21 protein-coding genes are annotated in these 16828 nt (G+C 43.8%); 10 read left to right on the forward strand and 11 right to left on the reverse strand.

The window, feature by feature from the left end; genetic code table 11:
- Window positions 1-92: 92 nt before the first annotated feature.
- The gene (locus QT992_RS15740) at window positions 93-785 is read right to left on the reverse strand and encodes a PEP-CTERM sorting domain-containing protein (RefSeq protein ID WP_333337809.1); all 693 of its coding nucleotides are present in this window, start codon (window positions 783-785) and stop codon (window positions 93-95) included.
- Between the two features lie 102 nt (window positions 786-887).
- Window positions 888-1913 (reverse strand): hypothetical protein, encoded by a 1026-nt coding sequence (locus QT992_RS15745; RefSeq protein WP_333337812.1) that lies wholly within the window; start codon window positions 1911-1913, stop codon window positions 888-890.
- 1152 nt (window positions 1914-3065) lie between these two features.
- On the opposite strand from QT992_RS15745, the gene QT992_RS15750 reads away from it, so the two are divergent.
- A complete protein-coding gene (locus tag QT992_RS15750) occupies window positions 3066-6782 on the forward strand; it encodes a S8 family serine peptidase (protein WP_333337814.1) in 3717 nt (1238 codons plus the stop codon).
- Window positions 6783-7081: 299 nt separating this feature from the next.
- Here the strand turns inward: QT992_RS15750 and QT992_RS15755 are convergent, their stop codons facing one another.
- Together QT992_RS15755 and QT992_RS15760 are read right to left on the reverse strand one after the other, a co-directional pair.
- Complete coding sequence (locus QT992_RS15755; protein ID WP_333337817.1) at window positions 7082-7417, reverse strand: XisI protein; 336 nt, start codon at window positions 7415-7417, stop codon at window positions 7082-7084.
- On the reverse strand, window positions 7405-7821 hold the full coding sequence (locus QT992_RS15760) for an element excision factor XisH family protein (RefSeq protein ID WP_096829196.1): 417 nt from the start codon (window positions 7819-7821) through the stop codon (window positions 7405-7407). The genes QT992_RS15755 and QT992_RS15760 overlap by 13 nt, the downstream gene beginning before the upstream one ends.
- Window positions 7822-8016: 195 nt before the next feature.
- Between QT992_RS15760 and QT992_RS15765 the strand changes: the two genes are divergently transcribed.
- Complete coding sequence (locus QT992_RS15765) at window positions 8017-8226, forward strand: hypothetical protein (RefSeq protein WP_293330773.1); 210 nt, start codon at window positions 8017-8019, stop codon at window positions 8224-8226.
- 136 nt (window positions 8227-8362) lie between these two features.
- Here the strand turns inward: QT992_RS15765 and QT992_RS15770 are convergent, their stop codons facing one another.
- On the reverse strand, window positions 8363-8743 hold the full coding sequence (locus tag QT992_RS15770; RefSeq protein WP_333337820.1) for an endonuclease domain-containing protein: 381 nt from the start codon (window positions 8741-8743) through the stop codon (window positions 8363-8365).
- A 424-nt stretch (window positions 8744-9167) separates the two neighbouring features.
- Here QT992_RS15770 and QT992_RS15775 point away from each other — a divergent pair, with 424 nt between their 5' ends.
- Both QT992_RS15775 and QT992_RS15780 read left to right on the forward strand, forming a co-directional pair.
- Window positions 9168-9593: a hypothetical protein gene (locus QT992_RS15775; protein WP_333337823.1), complete on the forward strand. Its 426-nt coding sequence runs from the start codon at window positions 9168-9170 to the stop codon at window positions 9591-9593.
- 4 nt (window positions 9594-9597) lie between these two features.
- Window positions 9598-9975, forward strand: a complete 378-nt coding sequence (locus tag QT992_RS15780; RefSeq protein ID WP_333337826.1) for a hypothetical protein — start codon at window positions 9598-9600, stop codon at window positions 9973-9975.
- A gap of 104 nt (window positions 9976-10079) precedes the next feature.
- Here the strand turns inward: QT992_RS15780 and QT992_RS15785 are convergent, their stop codons facing one another.
- Complete coding sequence (locus QT992_RS15785) at window positions 10080-10436, reverse strand: type II toxin-antitoxin system PemK/MazF family toxin (RefSeq protein ID WP_333337829.1); 357 nt, start codon at window positions 10434-10436, stop codon at window positions 10080-10082.
- Entirely contained in the window at window positions 10436-10729 is a 294-nt protein-coding gene (locus QT992_RS15790; RefSeq protein WP_333337832.1) for a hypothetical protein, read from the reverse strand. The genes QT992_RS15785 and QT992_RS15790 overlap by 1 nt, the downstream gene beginning before the upstream one ends.
- Before the next feature lie 194 nt (window positions 10730-10923).
- Between QT992_RS15790 and QT992_RS15795 the strand changes: the two genes are divergently transcribed.
- Complete coding sequence (locus tag QT992_RS15795; RefSeq protein ID WP_333337834.1) at window positions 10924-11133, forward strand: hypothetical protein; 210 nt, start codon at window positions 10924-10926, stop codon at window positions 11131-11133.
- Window positions 11134-11324: 191 nt separating this feature from the next.
- Here QT992_RS15795 and QT992_RS15800 read toward each other — a convergent pair whose 3' ends face one another.
- Genes QT992_RS15800 through QT992_RS15810 form a run of 3 tightly spaced genes read right to left on the reverse strand, consistent with a single transcriptional unit; the run spans window position 11325 to window position 11956 of the window.
- On the reverse strand, window positions 11325-11498 hold the full coding sequence (locus QT992_RS15800) for a DUF559 domain-containing protein (RefSeq protein WP_333337866.1): 174 nt from the start codon (window positions 11496-11498) through the stop codon (window positions 11325-11327).
- A 13-nt stretch (window positions 11499-11511) separates the two neighbouring features.
- Window positions 11512-11808: a DUF2442 domain-containing protein gene (locus QT992_RS15805; protein ID WP_333337837.1), complete on the reverse strand. Its 297-nt coding sequence runs from the start codon at window positions 11806-11808 to the stop codon at window positions 11512-11514.
- Window positions 11809-11821: 13 nt separating this feature from the next.
- Entirely contained in the window at window positions 11822-11956 is a 135-nt protein-coding gene (locus tag QT992_RS15810; protein ID WP_333337839.1) for a DUF4160 domain-containing protein, read from the reverse strand.
- 188 nt (window positions 11957-12144) lie between these two features.
- Here QT992_RS15810 and QT992_RS15815 point away from each other — a divergent pair, with 188 nt between their 5' ends.
- The 3 genes from QT992_RS15815 (at window position 12145) to QT992_RS15825 (ending at window position 13263) form a co-directional block, all read left to right on the forward strand.
- Window positions 12145-12675 carry a hypothetical protein gene (locus QT992_RS15815; protein WP_333337842.1) on the forward strand — a complete coding sequence of 177 codons (531 nt, stop codon included), beginning with the start codon at window positions 12145-12147 and terminating at the stop codon, window positions 12673-12675.
- The gene (locus QT992_RS15820) at window positions 12672-12893 is read left to right on the forward strand and encodes a type II toxin-antitoxin system RelE/ParE family toxin (RefSeq protein ID WP_333318312.1); all 222 of its coding nucleotides are present in this window, start codon (window positions 12672-12674) and stop codon (window positions 12891-12893) included. Before QT992_RS15815 ends, QT992_RS15820 begins: the two co-directional genes overlap by 4 nt.
- A 70-nt stretch (window positions 12894-12963) precedes the next feature.
- A complete protein-coding gene (locus QT992_RS15825; protein WP_333337845.1) occupies window positions 12964-13263 on the forward strand; it encodes a hypothetical protein in 300 nt (99 codons plus the stop codon).
- Window positions 13264-13331: 68 nt separating this feature from the next.
- Here the strand turns inward: QT992_RS15825 and QT992_RS15830 are convergent, their stop codons facing one another.
- Entirely contained in the window at window positions 13332-14405 is a 1074-nt protein-coding gene (locus QT992_RS15830) for a radical SAM protein (RefSeq protein ID WP_333318308.1), read from the reverse strand.
- Window positions 14406-14852: 447 nt separating this feature from the next.
- On the opposite strand from QT992_RS15830, the gene QT992_RS15835 reads away from it, so the two are divergent.
- A complete protein-coding gene (locus tag QT992_RS15835) occupies window positions 14853-15647 on the forward strand; it encodes an ABC transporter permease (protein WP_333318306.1) in 795 nt (264 codons plus the stop codon).
- A 226-nt stretch (window positions 15648-15873) separates the two neighbouring features.
- On the forward strand, window positions 15874-16737 hold the full coding sequence (locus QT992_RS15840) for an aldo/keto reductase (protein WP_333318304.1): 864 nt from the start codon (window positions 15874-15876) through the stop codon (window positions 16735-16737).
- Window positions 16738-16828: the final 91 nt, after the last annotated feature.

Raw genomic sequence — 16828 nt, forward strand, 5'->3', positions numbered from 1 at the left:
GGGGATCTAGCCTCAACTAAAAGCGACATTTATTATGTAGGTTTCAGTCTTAAGTTGTCAGCAATGAGCTCTGCCTAGGAACCAGCTAAATATTACCCCCTTTTTGAAACCCTTTTCTTCCACCACAAACCCATTCCAGCAGCCACAAATGTACCAACAGCAGTCATCGGTTCCGGTACAGAAGCATCAGCAATAGGTTCATACTCATAAATTGCACTAACTGTAGTGTTAGCCACAACCTTACCCCCAAAACTACCTCTAGCCGGACTCCCCAGAATTTGAGTCAAACCAGTTGTCGCCACGCCTGCAGTAAAAGTATCACCATCGCAGCCAGTTAAAGCACTTAAAAACTGCGGCAAATCATAACTCTTCGACACAGTACCAGAAGCCGAACCGCTAACACTTCCCGTACCGCCACTAGCAATCTTCGTTTCCGGCGGACTCGCCAAAACACTCAAAGTCAAATTCGGGTCAACTTTTAGCAGCGGAATATTCACAGCAATACTTGCATTAGTCGCCGCCGTCCCCATAAAATCTCCCGTCAAAGGAGTAATGCTCACACTATTATTAACAGTAGATTTAACCGTAACATAAGCCCTTAATAGCGTTCCCAAAAGCGAATTAAACTTCGGAAAAACCACATTCGTACTGCTATTTAACGGCTGCGAACCCAAATTCACAGTGTAAGTTTGAGTAAGAGTTGCCGCTTGTGCAGAAAAACATAGACTGACAACTGCAAAACTCAAACTTCCGCTAACAATTCCCAACTTTTGAAAAACATTCATTTCGATAAACTCCTACAATAATAAAGTTGCATTTTGTGGCACGGGCGTCTCGCCCGTTAGGTTAATCGTGGCACGGGCGTCCCGCCTGTGATTAATCTGCGGTTAAAAACTCCAAAGCCGCAAAACCAAATTACCCAGCAATGACGCTAGATAACTCAAAACCCAAACAGTATAAAGTATACTCAAAGGCGCGTAAGCCGCCAAAACCCATTGCGTTTCCGCTGCTTCCTCAATCTCCTCCCGCCGCAACAAGTCCACATAAAAATCAAACGACCTTTGTCGCAGGTTGTTAATGCCAGTTCCAGCTACTAACAAATAATAACCGTCAAATCTATTCAAGGGATTCAAATTAATTGCAACTGTCAGCAACGCTGCTACCATCAACAAATAACTAATTTGATGCCAAACCGGATTTGACTGAGAAAACAGCCACATCCAAACAGCAAATGCCCAAATTGTTACTTGGATTAATACTCCGGTGGCTACTACTAAAAGCCGCTGTTTCCGCCTGACTAAACTGTATTGGTCGGTTGTATCTGTGTAACATCCAGGGATGAAACACATCAACAAGAATCCAATTTCTTTAACTATGCCGCCGTAGTGTTTGAGCGTGAAAGCATGACCTAGTTCGTGCAAAGCTATTACCAGCATTGTCAGCAAGACAAATTGGAAAATAGTCTCATTTTTTCCGGCTATCCACAACTGCTGATGTGAGGCTGCGATTTCGGCAGAGGAAGCCAACCACACTGCTACAGAGGAAGAGATGAAAGCGCAAAGAAAAAAGCCAAATTCCCACGTCCACATCCAGCGTAATTTGTCGATGTGCTGCGATAGCCAAACATCTGGATTGACTAGGGGAATTGTGAAGGATAGCAGGTTAAATTTGGCTTTCGGTGGCTTGGTTCCTTCTAGCATTCCTGCTTGTGCTAAGTCTTTCAAGAGATTTTGCACGTCTTCTAAATCGAGGTTGTATTCAGCGAGAATATTAGTTATTGGCTGTTGGCTTAATTGCAAAATTACTTGTTTGTCAAAGTCGTCTACTTGAATACAGGTAATGTCTTCGGGATTGCGAAGTATCCAATGACCGTCGGGATGAGGTATCCACTGCACCGCTGATTTGAGTTGCATGGTTTGGCAGAAGGAAGAAGGAAGAAGGAAGAAGGAATTACGCGTTTTAGGCCGAAACTCGATCCCCCCTAGCCCCCCTTAAGAAGGGGGGGACAAGAGTGTTCGTCAAGTCTCCCAAAACATCGGGGGGGACAAGAGTGTTCGTCAAGTCTCCCAAAACATCGGGGGGGACAAGAGTGTTTGTAAATTCTCCCAAAACATCGGGGGGGACAAGAGAATTTACTCAAAGTCCCCCTTCTTAAGGGGGATTTAGGGGGATCTGGACTTTTGGATCAAGCAGAGAGACAGTGGGTTTTAGGCCGAAACTCGATCCCCCCTAGCCCCCCTTAAGAAGGGGGGGAGAAGAGTTTTCACTAATTTAGGAATTACACATTTTAGGGCGAAACTCGATCCCCCCTAGCCCCCCTTAAGAAGGGGGGGACAAGAGTTTTCAATCAAAGTGGGTGTTTTTATTGAATTGTCTTGAATCGATCGCCCTATTCTCTTTTTTAGCTCTCTCCGCTGGGTTTTTGAGCATTTCGAGCCGCCCTAAGTTTTTCTGGAAACGGAAAGTTTCAAGGCGAAATTTGCCCCTGTTTTAAGGAAGCATGGAAGTATTGAAGTATTTTGTGAAGAAGCTTTAGTGATATTTGTTTGGGCTTTAGACTTTAATCCAAATTTCACCTTTGTGTTCATATTATCAGAAAGCAGAAAAAAAGCAAGTGTAAATTCTAACTATTTTAGGAATTACGCATTTTCCACCTGTCATTGCGTGGGAAAGGAGGGTGTAGCGGATGTTTCTGGTTGAGGCGGGAATTGCTATCCCCTTGCAAGGCGTAAGTCATAATTAAGTTGCCGGAAAAAAGTTTACACAAACTTTACTATCGCAAATAGAACTTGGGTGTATGATAATCGTGAAGAAGCAAAAAATCATAGAGATTACGCATTAACAAAGTATTTGTCCGATCGCCCGCCTGACCGTTAGCAAAGCGCGGCAGATGTAAAGCGATAGCCTATACAGAAAATTGGTTAAGTTTGCGTAAATTCTCAACTAAACAGAAATTTTTTACGATTATTGAAAAATCCTTGTCAACAAAGGATTTTGGTTGAATGTCTGAAGGCATTTAATTAAGTTCTTGCGATCGAATTCATATTAAACAGGGTACAAAAGTTATGGGTTGGCTAAATCTTGGTGGCAAAAAACGCAAACAAGGTAAAGGTTTTGGCAATTCCCAGCAGGGGAAAAGCCGGAAACGGCGAAAAACTTTTATCTTAGAAAAAATTGTGACTCCGAGTGCGGGTGTTGGGGGTTGGCTGCAAGATTTTGACTCGCTGCATCAGTTATTGGGTTCTTGGTCGCTGTCTGATTTAGATTTACCTAATTTCTTTGCTGATAGCGGTGTTTGCCCGATCGATCCTTCTGGAGTTCCAACTAACAATTTACCGCCGCTGATTGATTTTGACCCGCTGGGTCTGTACCATGATGGGATTGCCACTCAAACTCCTTACAATCCGGGCGGTGCGTTTGAGACTTTGCCGGTTGCTTTAATTCCTGTCGATCCGCATTCGCCGAATCCTAGCAATCCGAATGCAATCCGTCAATTGCTCAATTTTCCTTTGGCTTCTCAGCCGTTGGTGGGGAGTATTGATACTGGTGTGAGTGCGGATAGTCCTTATTTGAATTACGCGAATATTAAGAAGGGCCGCGATTATGTGGGCGGGGATGACAATCCGTTGCTGAAGCCTGGGGAAGGTAGCGAGCACGGTACTTTTATGTTGGGGATTATTGATGCGATTAATAAGACTGCGCCGAAATGGGTGGGAAGGGCGATCGATTCTGGGAGATGGGCTGATTCTTTGGTAGAGTTTGTGGATGCTGCGAAGGCTTCTGGACAGAAAAATGCGATCGCGAATCTCAGTTTGGATTTGACTCAGAAGAATGCTGACGGGAGTGTGACGACGCGCTATGAGTTGACTCCAGCAGAAAGAAGTGCGATCGAATATGCGCGGCAAAATGGGGTAATGCTGGTAGTGGCGGCGGGTAATGACGGCGGTGTGATGTCGGTTTTGGGTCAAGCTTCTCAGGAATTTGACAATATTTTTACGGTTGGGGCTGGGGATATTAACGGGCGATCGATCTATTCTAGTTATGGCCGCGGTTTGGATATGGTGGCGGATGGCGGCACGACTGAACACCCCGGTTTATCGACTGTGGGAAATGATTTGGACACGATGGCGGGGACTTCGGTGGCGACTGCGAAAGTTGCGGGGGCGGCTTCTTTGGTTTGGGCGGCAAATCCTGCTTTGAATTATCGCCAAGTGATGGAGATTTTGAAGTCTACGGCGAGGGATTTGGGGCCGTCTGGGTGGGATGATGAGACGGGTTTTGGGTTTTTGAATACGCTGGCGGCGGTGGATTTGGCGAAGAAGACTGTGGCGGAAGTTTATCGGCCCATTGCTTTCTTGAAACCGACGACTTGGGGCGGTGAAGGGCTTGTCACGCCGATGGAACGGGCTGTCAATATTATCAATGAAAACTTTACTGCTTGGGTGGTTTCGTCGAATGGGATTACTCTTCGCAATAGTCCGAATACGAGCGATCGAAGTAATTTTGTTGTCAAGACTGGTGATACGCTGAGTTTTGACGGTTGGACTTACGGCGAACAGCTTAGCGATTTAACAACAGGAAAACCGGATGCTTTGTGGTATCGCTTCCGATATAACGGTGGAACTTATTGGGTACCGAGTGCTTGGACTGGTGGCTACCCTGGAAGTCGGCCGCCTTTACTTCCGCCGACACAGCAACCCCCACAACAACCTCCACAGCAACCAACTGCTAATACGGTGTACCTGTCTACCAGTAGTGGACAGATATTGCAGGTTAATACGGCGACGGGTGCACAAAATCCAATCTATCAAGGCCGCGCTTTTACTGATTTGGCGGTTGCTCCGAATGGTAAACTTTACGGCTGTACTTTCTATGACGGTTTGTATGAGATTAATCCCTCTACGGGTGCGGAACGATATGTCGGGCCGTTGGCGGGGGGGACTCTCAATTCTCTGACTTTCTCGACCGATGGCCGACTCTACGGGGCCGATCAGGGAAATGGCAATTTGTTTCAGATTTCGCCTGATAATGGTCAGATGAATTTGATTGGCAATTTGGGCGGGCCTAGCAGTGGAGATTTGGTTTTCAACGGGGCTAATGAGATTTTTGCAACGGTTGGTAGTCCTAATACTTCGTTGAACGATCGCCTGGTTGCTTTCAATGTGGCGACGGGTACGGTTCGCAATATAGGTGATTTGGGTTTGCGGGAAGTGTACGGTTTGAGCTTGGAAAATGGGCAACTGACAGCTTATACTTCCGATCGCCGGAAACTAGCAATTGACCCGAACACGGCTAAAGCAACTGTTGTCGGTACAGTCTCTAGCAACGGTCTGATCTGGGGAGCGGCAACAAAGCCTGCAACTGCATCGAGTCCTACAGATGATGTGCGTCAGAAGTTCTTGTATGCTGCTAGTTTGTATCCGCAAGTGGGGGCTGCTATTACTGGTATGCAGGATCAGGGGGGTGGTGTTTTCCGTCAGGAGTTTGAACGGGCGATTATGATCTGGAATGGTCAGCAAGTGACTGTTTATGAGACAAAAGGGCGATCGGTTTCGCCAACTTCCCCGTCTCCCAATCCTCAGCCTGTTAATAATATTAATCAGTCGGTTATTGGTGCTTTAAGAACAGCTATTTTTGGACAAGAGAGTGGCTACAATTACAAAGCCGTCAACCCTAATTCAGGGGCTTTGGGAATTGCTCAAGTGATGCCCGCAAATATTCCTTCTTGGAGTCGTGAAGCGCTGGGATATCAGATTACTCCTAATCAGTTCTTGAATAGTCCTGACCTTCAGCTAAAAATTATTGATTACAAGCTGAATCAATATTATCAGCAAGCTATAGCTGCTAGTGGTGGCAATGTTGATATTGCAGTGCGTCGTGTGGCATCAGCTTGGTATTCAGGTAATCCCAACAAATACAATAGCACAGCGCCCGAATATACAAATGGCGTTCAATATCCCAGTATTGCTAATTACACGCTTTCAGTGCTTGGTAAGTTCAATCAGGCTTATGGTAGTGGGAATACTGGTAATTTTTCAGAAAATGGCGGTGGTTTAGGTAATAGTAATGATCCGATAAGCGGAAAGGGAGTTACAATTCGCACTGGTGCTTCTACAAATAACAATTTGTCACCAGAATATCTCGAAAATCAGATTTTTGAAATGGCATTAAAGTACATATTCGATGAGATGAAGAAAAACCCAGAGATATTTAATTCAAAGCTGAGTGATCGTCAACCTTCTAACGATAAGATTGAAATCTTACAAAACCCTTGGATTCTTTTTGAAAAAGCGAAAGATAATATCCTCTTTCTGCTACAGGGCATTTCAGCTAATTATTACAACACTTATCCGGGTAAGTTAGACTTGTGGAAATCTCTTGTTGACGATAAAAAAGATTGGGATCATAAGCCTGAGTTACAAAGGAGGTATCGGAATATATATCCTAACACCGATCTTTTCATTAAGTTCCCAGATAACAGTGAATATGAATATTATTACGATATCTGGTCTAACATTCACTATGGCTTTGTTGGGAAAGCCATAGGAATTTCTAGTAATGACTTACAGTTGGCTTCACAATTCAATGATGCTACAAAGTGGAATTTTGGGGATGGACCTGATTATAATGCTGTAGCATTAGGCATGATGCTATGGGACAAATATGGAAACAGTTTGACAATAGACAATTTTAAGGCTGAACTGTTAGCTAATAAGTCTAAGTTGAGCCGAAAAAAATTGCCACAGAGTACCAGCGGGAGTTCATCTAGCTATAACACTTGAAGTTTAGTGTTTGTTCAGGAAGAAAGCGCTCATCTTTAGGGATAGTTTAAGAGTGATCGCCCTTTTGTAAGCACAGATTAGCGATCGCCCTTTCCTCCTCTTTCTGAAAAAAGGGCGATCGATCTCCTCAACTCAACGTTGGCCCGATCGCCCTTTTGGTTACGAATGTTTTTGCAGGGAAGAGCGATCGCCCTTCATCTATACCAGATGCCAAACCTGCGATCGCCCTTTTGGAATAAGTCAAAAAGGGCGATCGCCCTTAATTCCTGTTTCTCAACTAAGGGCGATCGTCCTTTACCTCAAGCAATTGCAAAATCAGTCAACTTCCGGTCTTCATAATGGTAAAAAGCCAGCACAATATCTTTTTGAAAAACCCCTCTATCCAGCAAATCCTGAGTCACCCCCTCCTCAGTTTCATCTCGTTCTATCCAGATTTTGCCCTCTAAAACTCGCAGATGCAGGATAGTGCTGTGAACTCGCCGATCGCCATTCCATCCAAAACTAACCAGCAAATAATGGTCGCGATCGATATCGTAAACTGCCGACATATCGCTCTGCCCTAAACTAGGTTTGTATCGGGCATATTCGTCGATTACTTCTCGCACGATCGATCGATACTGAGTCAACTTTTCCATAGTACAATCTCCTCTAAGTCAGGATTGAAAACAATCAAAGGGAATTGTCGTTCTTTAACAAATTCCTGAATCGACGGACGCTGAAAAAAGTTTTCATAAGTGCGTTTCGGAATGGCAAGGTATAGAGTACGATCGGGCTCCAGCCGCGCCATAAAACTCGAATACAGATAGTATTGTCCAACGGCTCGTTCGAGATCGGTCACTGGGGAAGGACTGATAAATACCTTCACCTCAACAGCAATTTTTCGCTCACTCCTCTCGGCGGCAATTAATTTTTCGGCTCCTAGATCCGCGTAAACAGTCAAGTCTTCAAATCTAATAGTGAAAGGATCGTGAGTAATTGTCCAGCCGTCTTTAATGAGAGCAGCTTTAACGACATTATGGTAGATATCTAGGCGTGGCATAAACTAGCTCAAAACACCCCTATAATCTAGTATACACTGGTGCAATAGTGCAATACAAACTGAATATCTCGCCATCGCCCTTTACCAGCTAGATTTTACGAGCGTGGATTCAGCTATCATCAGAGTTAGAAAGCCTGATCATTCAAGCCGTTAACCCACCCTATAACGTGAAAATTCCAGCGAGGGACTAATTCTATGCAAACTCAGCCTATTATCACCGAACATCTGTCACCGGAATTAGCACAAATCTTTCTAGAAGGATTACCCAAAACCATTCGTGAAGCACTATCCCTGCGCGCTAAAACAATGAATTATCCAGTTTGGGCAGTAATTGAAATGGCGATCGCAGGTTATCTCGATGAAGAAGCTTTATCCTTTGTCGATTGCAAGCCCAAAATCGACTAGCGATCGTACAGTGCGAGATCCCTTTTGGAATAATTCAAAAAGTGCGATCGCACCCAGCCACCCATTCAACTCCCCTCCCCTCATGTCCCCCCCTTCTTAAGGGGGAGTAGGGGGCAAGCTAAGGGGGGATCTGGCCTCAAAAATCACCCTCAATCAAACCCAACAACTCCCCACAAACCCCCTCAAAACTCTGCAACACCTCAACATTCGTAAACCTGACAACCTTCAATCCATACCCCTCTAAAATCCCGGTTCTTTCTGCATCATATAGTTTCCCTTGTTCCGTAAAATGACTCTCCCCATCAATCTCAATTACTAACAGTAAAGCCGCACAATAAAAGTCTACGATAAAATTGTCGATCGGGCGCTGTCTCAAAACTCGAAAGGGGAAATTTCTCAGAAAATCCTGCCACAGTTTTTTTTCCGCAGGAGTTGGATTTTTCCGCACTTGTTTGGCGATGGGGATGAGTTTTGGGTTGTATGGTAGGTGGAAGTTGGAGTCGTTTAATAAAGGCATGATCTCCCTGGTGCTCCTTATTAATGGGGTACTGGATGTTGGTTTAAGTTTATGGTTGGGTTGTTTAGTCTCGGATTGATCCCCCCTAGCCCCCCTTAAGAAGGGGGGGACTGGATGTGCATTGAAATTGTGGGTTGGGTTGTTTAGTCTCGGATTGATCCCCCCTAGCCCCCCTTAAGAAGGGGGGGACTGGATGTGCATTGAAATTGTCTGTGATGGGGCGATATTTTTAGGGAATAGTTTCAGGATTAGTTTATCTCAAATCATGTCTACTTGACAACTAGGGTCGAGATCCCCTTTGGAATAAGTCAAAAAGGGCGATCGCCTTTTTGGGGCTGTGAGTGCGATCGTGCTGTAGGATGAAAAAACTGCCAAAATGATATAATCCTACAATTCCCAAAATCTATATTTTAAAAATCAGCCATTGACACAATCCGATCGACCCACCGACGCAAAAACACCCTGCATTATTAACGATCGCAAGCTCGATTACTTATTCAATGTCAACATAAAGCCAGACGCTCATAACTCAAAAAGAGCGGTACAAAATAGACAACAACTAAATCGCTTGGGATTTGATGACGATTCAGAATCTCGTCAATTTATTCAAACTCATTTAGAACAAGCAGTCCAAGAAGAAAGTAATATTGTTGAGCGATTTATTAATATTTATACAAACCACACTACAGGAGAAGAGGGTACAATAGATACAGAGCTTAGAGATTCACGCTCTACCGGGCAGAACCGGAAAATTCGCCCAAGTCCAAAGTTCATGGGAAGTCTTGCCCGATGGAACTCGCCGCTTTCTCAGTGCTATAATCTATGGAAAATAACTCAATATCTTAGGTAAGAAAATGGCAAAAATCAATTTACATGAGGGATTTGATGAACTAGCTTTTCTAGAATTATTTTGTGAAGAACCAAAAGATTCCCAACCCTCCGATGGCTATTGGTGTTATGAAGTGACAGATTCATTAGGTGTCACCCTCAATTTTGGAATGAATATCATTCAAAAATCAGTTCAAATTGAATTAAAAATAGCCGATGCCACTGTGGGTATTATGTGTTTTGAACTCGTGAACTTTATTGAAATTAATGATTATATTAACGGTAAATTAGAATTTTTAGTTGCTCCCAAAAATGAAGAATTTAAAACTTTAGTTCAAGTTGAACTGCGACCGAGAATTAAAGTTGATTGTTCAACTCTGAGCCTTTGCCCGATGGCTGCTTAGCCTTGATAAACTACAAGGCAGATCGCCCTTTATTCCTCTTTCTCACACAAGGTCGATCGCCCCTTTGGAATAAGTCAAAAAGTGCGATCGCACTTCAACTCATTCTATTCTTCTACATTCTCAAATTCATCCATTTGCAGTGTATACTGCAATGCTACCTGTAATCTAGATACATAATCTGCTGAAAGAGATCCCATTTTTTTGATTAATCGCTCTCTATCGATCGCTACTATTTGATAGCAAAGCGCCACTGAATCCTGTGTTAAACCACCTTCACCTGTTGGTAAAATAATTGTCCCCGGTATTTTAGCACGCCGCAGATTACTTGTTACCGGAATTACTATCACCGTCGTAGTAAAGCGGTCTAATGTATCTCGCTGTACAACAATGACTGGTCTAATTCCCGCTTGTTCTGAACCTTTAGAAGGATTCAGATCGGCTAAATAAATATCTCCTAGCATCAATTTTCATCCTGTTGCTGAAGTTGGGGCAGATAATCACTTAAGACGACTTCTGCAAATGCTAAATCTTCGGTGGTAAACTCAGCTTTTAGTACCGCAGCTTCCTCATCAGAAATGGCATCCCATTCTTGAAATAATTGCTTTTTATTAACAGATTTTTGAGTTGGTTTTTGTTGAGTAGCTTGCTGTTTCTGGGCCAGATGTTTGGCGATTGCGCGTTCGAGTTCCTGTAACTCTAAAAAATCCAGCATTTCAAGCTGATTAACAATTTGGTTGAGGATTGCCTGTGACATAGGTTTTCACTTTTTGCGCTTGTCTAGCTAGTCTATTATACAACTATTAGCTTCCAGTTGAGTGCGAGCGCTATCGCCTTTTACCAGCTAGATTTTACGAGCGTGGATTCAGTTATCATCAGACTTAGGAAGCCTCATCATTCAAGCCGTTAACCCACCCTATAACGTCAAAATTCCAGCGAGGGACTAATTCTATGCAAACTCCGCCTATTATCACCGAACATCTGTCACCGGAATTAGCACAAATCTTTCTAGAAGGATTACCCAAAAGCATTCGTAAAGCACTGGAAATGCGGGCTAAAACCATGAATTATCCCGTTTGGGCAGTAATTGAAATGGCGATCGCCGGTTATCTCGATGAAGAGGCTTTATCCTTTGTCGATTGCAAGCCTAAGATCGACTAGCGATCGTACAGTGCGATCGCCCCAATCGCATCCAACCACCCATTCAACTCCCCTCCCTTCATTTCCCCCCCTTCTTAAGGGGGGCGCCAGGGTGATCTAGCCTCAAAAATCACCCTCAATCAAACCCAACAACTCCCCACAAACCCCCTCAAAACTCTGCAACACCTCAACATTCGTAAACGTGACAACCTTCAATCCATACCCTGTAAAATCCCGGTTCTTTCTGCATCATATAGTTTCCCTTGTTCCGTAAAATGACTCTCCCCATCAATCTCAATTACTAACTGTAAAGCCGCACAATAAAAATCTACAATAAAATTGTCGATCGCTCTTTTGGGATAGGAAGGTCGATCGCTCAGAAGAATCGGGTCTTATTTCTCAGCGAGCAACATGATGAATAGATTCAATATATCGTTCAATTTCCTCCTCTGTGCCACTAATTCCATTCTGCCAAAGTTCATATTCACTGATATCTATCTCATCATTCCAAGCCAGTGCATAACCACCAGGTTCAACTGTAAAATTTCGGAAAAACACAGGATTACTTAAGGTCGTAAACATCGGATTATCTAATAACTTAGAGATGTCGTATTTTTTAAATTCTAGATTGGTAAACTTAACCATCAATGTGCGATCGTCAATAGCTTTAGCAGAAACAATGCGTTGAGGTTTCATAAACATATCGGAGTTATTTTAATGGTGGAAGTTTACTAAATTCTTGGCTATTCCACATATCCAGCAGTTCTTTCTGGTACAACGTAGCCCATTCTATTACCAGCTTTTGGGCCCGCTTCGGTAAATCTCCTTCTATAATTTCTCGCATACTCAATACCGATCAAAGCGTTTTACTCACCGTAAACTGCGTGAAAATGAGGAGGTGGGTGAGCCCCAAAGAAAATTTTGATGATTATTCCGTAAAATCGTGCAACTGCTGGCAGAAAGGTTCTTTAAAGAATGATACGAGGACTATTATAGCCCAGCCAAGGAGACAATATTAGTTTATCCCAAACCATGTCTACTCGACAACTAGAGCGATCTCCCTTTTTGGCAGGGAAAGGTCGATCGCTCTTTTTGATATGGAAAGGTCGATCGCACTTTATCTCTTTTTCTCAACGCGCAGGCGATCGCCTTTTTCTATCTGCCACAGTCAAGAGCGATTCCCTACGGGATAGCTTCGCACGCGCGTACTTTTGTAATAAAATACGATACAGTAGAAGTATTGTCCAACCCTTGCCCCCATCCGAGGTAACAATGCAAATCACCTTGAGCCAAGAGCAAACCCAAGTCCTTGAAGCTTTAGTAAAGCACGGTCAATATCCCTCCCTTGAAGAAGCAATTAACACAGCCTTGCTGTTATTAATCGATGATGTTACTTTATCCGATGACGGCAACAGCCCAAACTATTTAGCGTGGGTACAAGAAACTGGGAAGAAAATCGATATAGCACGAGAACAAGCACAACGGGGTGAGTTGCTCAATCCAGACGATGTATTAGCTCAACTTAGAGATAAAGTGAAAAAAGCCAGAGAATTAAGAGCATGAATCGCTTGCTTATTACGCTCGAAGCGAGTCGAAATTTATCCGAAATTTCCGATTACTTTTTGGCGCAAAGCGTGGATGCAGGAGAGCGCTTTGTGGAAGGATTTGGTAAAAAATGTCAGCAGATTGCACAGTTTCCATATTTGGGGCGATCGTATTCACAATTTTCTCCCAGTTTACGTGGTGTGCCAGTGATGGATACATCATTTTTTATCAAATAGTTGGTGATGGTATTGAGATTTTGCGCGTTATTAGTGGTTATCGTAACTTGCAGGATGTTTTCAATACTGATTGAGTAAAAGCAATGCGCTCGCTATTGTGTCTGGGAAGGTCGATCGCTCTTTTGGCATGGAAAGGGATATTGAAAAATTCTTAAACTACCTGATTCCTAATCAAGATTTGTTCCAGCAGACAACATCCACAATTTGCGGGATGGTGGCAATCGCACAGGTGGAATTGAAACGGGAACAGGAACAGAGGGAACGTCAGCGCGATCGAGAACAAATAGACTTATACAAACAAAAGGAAAAAGAGCACAAAGATCGCGATCTAGAACAAATGGAAATCGACAGCAAGAACGAAGACAACTAAACAAAAAACCGGGTTTCTGATAAAACCCGGCCACCATAAACACAAGCAATATTAACACGGCTCAAACCTCAATTCTTTAATAACTTCATCCCCATTTTCACCTTGTCCAAAATCGTTTTTTGCGAAACACAAGTAATCAGACAAAGCTTGCCGCAATTCAAAGTATCGCGGCGGACTTCCTGAGCTTTTTGGCCGTACCAAATCTCGCGGGCGCTGGCGTCTTTCACATTACCAATTACCGGAAACTCATCGCACAATTTCACATCGCCGCGCGTATCAATCCAGTAATTGCGGAGTCCAACGCGACAAGGACGAGTTGAATCAGGAGCTTTTTCTTCGGCAAAGTGAGGAATCATCAATCGCAACACTTCATCGCTGTTCATAATCGGAGCACCGTTCTTCTTCATTTCAATTAGCCGCTCGATTACTTGGGAAAATTCCTCCATGTCTTCTTTTTCAATCCACAATTCCTCGTATGTTTCTGGCGTCCAGCGGTTGACTGGTTGGAAGTTGACCGTCGTCGCCCCAATTCCCTGAGCCCAGGTGACTATTTCCGGGAGGTGGCGGAAATTCAGTCGGTTAATTGTCGGTTTGACGTTGATCGGAAACAAGACGTTCTGTTTTTCTTGTTCTTCGCGCAGATAACCGATTCCTTTAGAAAGTCTGTCGAATAATCCCGGTTGACCCCGCAAATAATCGTGCAGTTCTGCATTCGGCCCGTCAACGGACATATTCACATTAAAAGGACGCGCCGCTACAGTTTTGGCTGCGTTTTCCCTGGTCATGCAATAGCCGTTGGTGGTGACGCCGGCGTGAATGCCATTTTTATTCGCAAAGGCCAGCAAGTCGAGAAAACCTTTTTTAATATAAGGTTCGCCACCGCTAAAGTTGATTGAAAATTCGCCCACAAATTCTTTGACGCTCAAGAGGGCATTTTGCCATTCTTCGATCGTCATTTCGTCTTTATATTCTTTGAGTCGCCAATACTCGCACTGGCGGCATTTAACATTGCAGTGCTCGTTGACAATCCCGTAAAAAGTGACTGGGCTTGTCACGTCGTATCCTGTATTGATCCGCAGCGATTCGGCTACTGCACTCTTGGTGTGCTTGACGCCCAGTCTCGATAACGTTAAAGCATCCATGTCTTTTTTTCCTTACGTGTTGTTACTTAAGTCAATTTCTCGAGCCATATTTGGTACGTAGGAATACGTATTTCTGATTACGTATTCCTTTTGAGTACGTATGCCCCATCCTAAGTGTTCCGTTTGGGTTTGGCTAGATGTTTGTCAAATATTTATAATATTAAGACTTGTAACATATTAGTATTTCCAATCAATTAAGCGGAGTTTTGTCTCCAAACATGAACCATGCTTAATATTTGCCAAAATATATTGCCTTAAGATAGACTTAAATTAAGAATTGTAATTTTTATTTGAATTTTGTTAAATAACTTAATACTATTTAACAGTAAAACTACTTAGGTAAGCGGTATCAATAATTTATTGTTATAGTGAAATGAACACCCAGTACAGCAGTTAACTTTACACAAGCTTTACAATAGGGGAATTTAAGTATTTACACGGCAAAAAATGGCTATAAACATGGGACGATATTTGCACGTACTGAAAATGTTCTGGGGTGCGGCGATCGCAGCGGAACTAGAATACCGAATCAACTTTGTCCTGGCGGCCATCAGCAGCCTCGGAAATCTTACGGGCAGCTTGTTTGGGCTGTTTTTGTTCTACCGTACCGGCTACACGTTTTCGGGCTATTCATGGGAAGAGGCCTTAGTTGTACTCGGTATTTTCACGATTTTGCAGGGGTTTTCGTCAACGTTTCTAGCACCTAATCTCAGCCGTATTGTCGATCGAGTCCAGCAAGGTACTCTCGATTTCGTACTCCTCAAACCCATCAGTTCCCAATTTTGGCTGTCTGCAAACACAGTTTCGCCTTGGGGAATCCCAGATTTAATCTTCGGCACCGTATTGCTGCTGTATGCTGCCAACAAATTGGGAGTAGCAATCGGCAACTATTTTTTAACAGCAATACCGCTGTTATTCGGAACTATTACTCTTTACAGTATATGGTTTATGTTAGGGGCCACCAGCATTTGGTTTGTCAAAATTTACAATGTTACCGAAGTCCTCAAAGGATTGTTAGAAGCGGGTAGATTTCCAATGGCCGCTTATCCTGCAGCTTATCGATTTTTCTTCACTTTCGTAGTTCCCGTTGCCTTCTTGACGACTGTGCCTGCAGAAGCCATGCTGGGGAGAGGTGAAATCGTTTGGATCGCAGGGGCGGGAATATTGGCGATCGGGCTGTTATTTTTCTCCCGCTACTTCTGGCAATTTGCACTCCGCTTTTACACCAGCGCTTCCAGCTAGTTAAGTAGGTAGGGTTGGCTGCTGCGGATCGAGATTGTCTATTATGTTTGAGAGGGAGAGGATTTGACAGGTGCGGAATAGGGAAGTGAAATATACATTTTCAAGGCAAAACAGCTGATCTAAAAAATATTTTGGTCTATTTACTTAGATAGTTAAATAAATGTAAGATTTCAACTTATCCTTGAAATGTAAACTGGAAATAAACCACGCAAAGGAAGGGAAACCAATGAAAAGAAAAAAACTGGGTAACAGTAATTTTACTATCAGCGCGATCGGTCTTGGAGGTATGCCAATGTCCTTAAGCGGCCGGCCGCCCGAAGATCAATCAATTGCAGTAATCCACCGCGCCCTCGATTTGGGTGTCACCCTAATTGACACCGCAGATTCCTACTGCCAAGATGAATCCGACAAACACCACAATGAACACCTGATTGCCAAAGCTTTGGAACAGTACACCGGAGATACTCGGGCCGTTACTGTCGCCACTAAAGGCGGCTTAATGCGGCCTCAAGGTGCATGGACGCGCAACGGCAATCCCCACCATTTGCGCCAGACAATTCGCGAAAGTTTTGAAGCATTGGGCGGCAAGGAACCGATCGACCTTTGGCAGTACCACTCGCCCGATCCTGCTTATACCATCGAAGCAGCCCTAGCACCTGCAAAAGAAGCAGTAGAAGCAGGAATGATTCGATTTATTGGAGTGTCCAACTTTTCTGTAGAGCAGATCAAACGTGCCCGCGATACAGTAGAAGTTGTCTCCGTGCAGAATCAGTACAATCCGTGGCACAGACAGCCGGAATCAGACGGGGTTCTGGAATATTGCGAAACCGAAAAACTGACATTTTTTCCCTGGAGTCCTTTGGGAGGAAGCCGCCGCGTCACCAGCTTGCAAGAGATGCCCGCGATCGCAAAATTAGCCGCAGAAAAAAACGTTTCAGTTTACTGTATAGTATTAGCTTGGTTGATGGCTCAATCGCCCTGCGTAGTTCCGATTCCCGGTGCGAGCAAAGTATCGAGTATTGAGGACTCTGTGCAGGCGCTCGAAGTTAAATTGACTGACGAGGAATTGCAACAAATTTCCGTAAGTTAAGTATATAGCAATCCTCGCATCATTTGTGTAATTCTTGTAGGGGCAAAACCCACGCCCGGTTGCCCCCATGATGCTGGGGTAGGCACGGGGA

The sequence above is a fragment of the Microcoleus sp. T3_D1 genome, from assembly GCF_036700405.1.
Classification (GTDB): domain Bacteria; phylum Cyanobacteriota; class Cyanobacteriia; order Cyanobacteriales; family Microcoleaceae; genus Microcoleus.